Here is a 2,659-nt window from a genome sequence, read left to right on the forward strand (position 1 = left end):
GCGAAGGCACGAGGGCACCCAAGCAAAGCGGCGGACGCGGCTATGGGATGATCTTTGCCGAGCGAGTGACTCGGGGCTGTAGTTGAGGCGTTACCGGTTGTTCCCGGAGGAGGCGAAACGGCGAATCAGGTCGGGGTGTCGAAGTCTAAAGCGCAGGCTTCAGTGTTTCGCCGGGCCGTGGAGCGGAGGGAATGCGGTCTCCATCACGGGGCGCGGGGTGCCGGTGGCGGTGCTGCGGCCGATCGCGGCCGAGGACCACGGTGCGCCCGACGGCCTGCTCCGGGCATCCGCTCAACTCCGGCGACGCACCCGCTCCGGCCCCGAACCATTCCGAACCCTCCGCGACGCGGAAGAGGTAAACGGAGAGCCACAAAGCCGTCCTCGTGGGCAACTGGAAAGAAATCTTGCCGGTTTCCGGCCAATCCGGAAAGAAAAACTGCCGGTTGCGTTTCAGGCGGGCGGGGACCGGGTGGAGCGGATTTGCCTCCTGGAGCGGCACCCGACTCGCGACCCTGCGGCGCTCCCGTCCCCAACCCGCAGCCGGGCGGAACCCCCAAACCTTTATAACCTGTCAACGTCCTCCCGTACGGCATAAATTTTTTGCTTGACGGAGGCGGGATAGAGTGTCCCGTCCTACCGTCCTACCCCGTCCTCCCGTGGCCAGTTGACCGCGTGGGCGGCCCAGTTTGCGGGTGCGATGGGGGCCGAGTTGTCGGCAGGACAGCCTCACACGGTGAACCGGAGCGTCAGCCCGCGCAGTTCGTCGGCTTTTTCCGCCACCACTTCGGCGGTGCGAGCGATCTCCTCGCCGGCTCGCGTCTGCTCTTCGATGCCCTGGGCGACTTGCTCAAGGTTGCTGGCCAGCACGGTCACCGACTCCGAAAGTTGCTGGATCGCGGCTGCGATCTGCCCCACCTGGGTCGAGGCATCGCTGACCTCGCGTTCGACTTCGGCCATGGCGGAACCGGCGGCCTCTCCCATGGATTTGCCCTCTTCCACGGCCGCATCCCCGGCGCGGATCGTCCCGACGACCCGTCCGATGTTGCTCTGGATTCCGCCAATCGTCTCCGTAATATCTCGGGTGGCCTTTACGGTTTTTTCCGCGAGTTTTCGCACCTCGTCGGCTACAACTGCAAACCCGCGGCCGTGTTCCCCCGCCCGGGCTGCTTCGATCGCGGCGTTGAGGGCGAGAAGGTTCGTCTGGTCGGCGACATCTTCGATGGTGCGAACGATCACCCCGATCTTCTCGGCGTCTGCGCTCAGGACGTCGACCGATCGTGCCGCGTCCGCGACGACCTCGGCGATGCGAACCAATGCCTCTCCCGCTTCGCGTACCCGAGAGCCCGCCTTCTGGGATCTGGCCTGGGCCCGTTCCGCCGCACCGGCCGCACCGGTTGCGTTCTCTCCCATCTCTCGGATCGTCGCTTCCATCTGCTCGCCGCTCGCTGCAACCGCTTGGGTCTGTTGAGAGATCTCCTCGGTGCTCGACGCGATCTGCGCTGTCGTGGTGGACAGTTCTTCCGCCACTCCGGCCAACTCGGTGCTAGAGGAAACGAGTTTCGAGGCCAGTTCGCGAAGTTGCATCCGCATACCCTCGACGGCTGCCAACAAGAGGCCGATCTCGTCGGATCGGTTCACGTCCGCCGATACTGTGAGATCCCCGTCAGCAATTCGTTGTACCCGGTTCACGCAGTCCGACAGACTCCTGCGGAGCTCGCTGCTGAACAACAGGCCTACTCCCAGGACTGCGACGAAGTTGAGACCAATGCCGACCCACAACGTGTGTTGGAAGCCGGCCAGTACGGCCATCGAGGACGCCAGACTATCGGTCAGCTGTTTGGTGTGCTCCTCCACGAAGGGTTCCAGTTCGGCCTGTAGGGCAAGGGACGTCTCGTCGAACTCGCCCATGAGCGCGTTCCCGCCAGCGGGGCCGTGTTCGACGTACGCTCTTGCCATACGCTGCCCCATCTCGTAAAAGGCCACGAATCTGTCTTTTAGGCCCAGCACCTGCTGCACCCGTTCGGGTTCGCCTCTCTTCTTGTACGCGTCTGCGAATTCGGCGAGGCCGTCCTCGACCGCACTCGCGTGCTTCGCGGCCATGTCAAACCCGTCGTCGAGCCCGTCCAGCCCCCGTGTCGCAGAAACGTCGGTGAGCCATTGCTGCACTTCGACGATGTGGGTTCGGAGCCGAAGGGCCTTCTGCGCGAACGGCGCCGCCTCTTCCTGAACCCATCGCAGCTCGCGCACCGCGCGGTCCTCCTCTCTCCCCAGCCAGGCCGCTATTACTGCCAAAACGACCATCGGGATCGCAAACACAGCCATGGTTTTCCAGAACACAGGCAAATTTTTCCAGCGCACGGCGACTCCTTTCAGACGTTGGCTGCTAGAAGTTCTCTACCTCGGTGTGAGCGTCAACGCCATCTTTCCGCTCTCCCCTTATCGTCTTGTGGGCGTTGTACTTTAACGGAAGTAGGGTCTTACGAGCCGGACGAGAAACCGGCCGTCCGGCCGATTGGGAGAACGTGAGAAACCCCGCGGACGGCGGAGACTCAGAACTCCATGGCGAGCTGGGCGGTCACCGCGTCCCTGGAATCGTGACCCTCGCCGAAGTCCTCGTCGAACTCCCCGTGGAGGTACTCCAGGCTCAGGCTGATCCCGT

Annotated in this window: 1 protein-coding gene; it reads right to left on the reverse strand. The window is 63.7% G+C overall.

Annotation, left to right across the window (positions count from 1 at the left end):
• Positions 1-726: 726 nt before the first annotated feature.
• Positions 727-2,358 (reverse strand): methyl-accepting chemotaxis protein, encoded by a 1,632-nt coding sequence (locus tag ACYQ8L_RS18300; RefSeq protein WP_459943258.1) that lies wholly within the window; start codon positions 2,356-2,358, stop codon positions 727-729.
• Between the last annotated feature and the right edge of the window lie 301 nt (positions 2,359-2,659).

It is taken from the genome of Deferrisoma palaeochoriense (genome assembly GCF_054656955.1).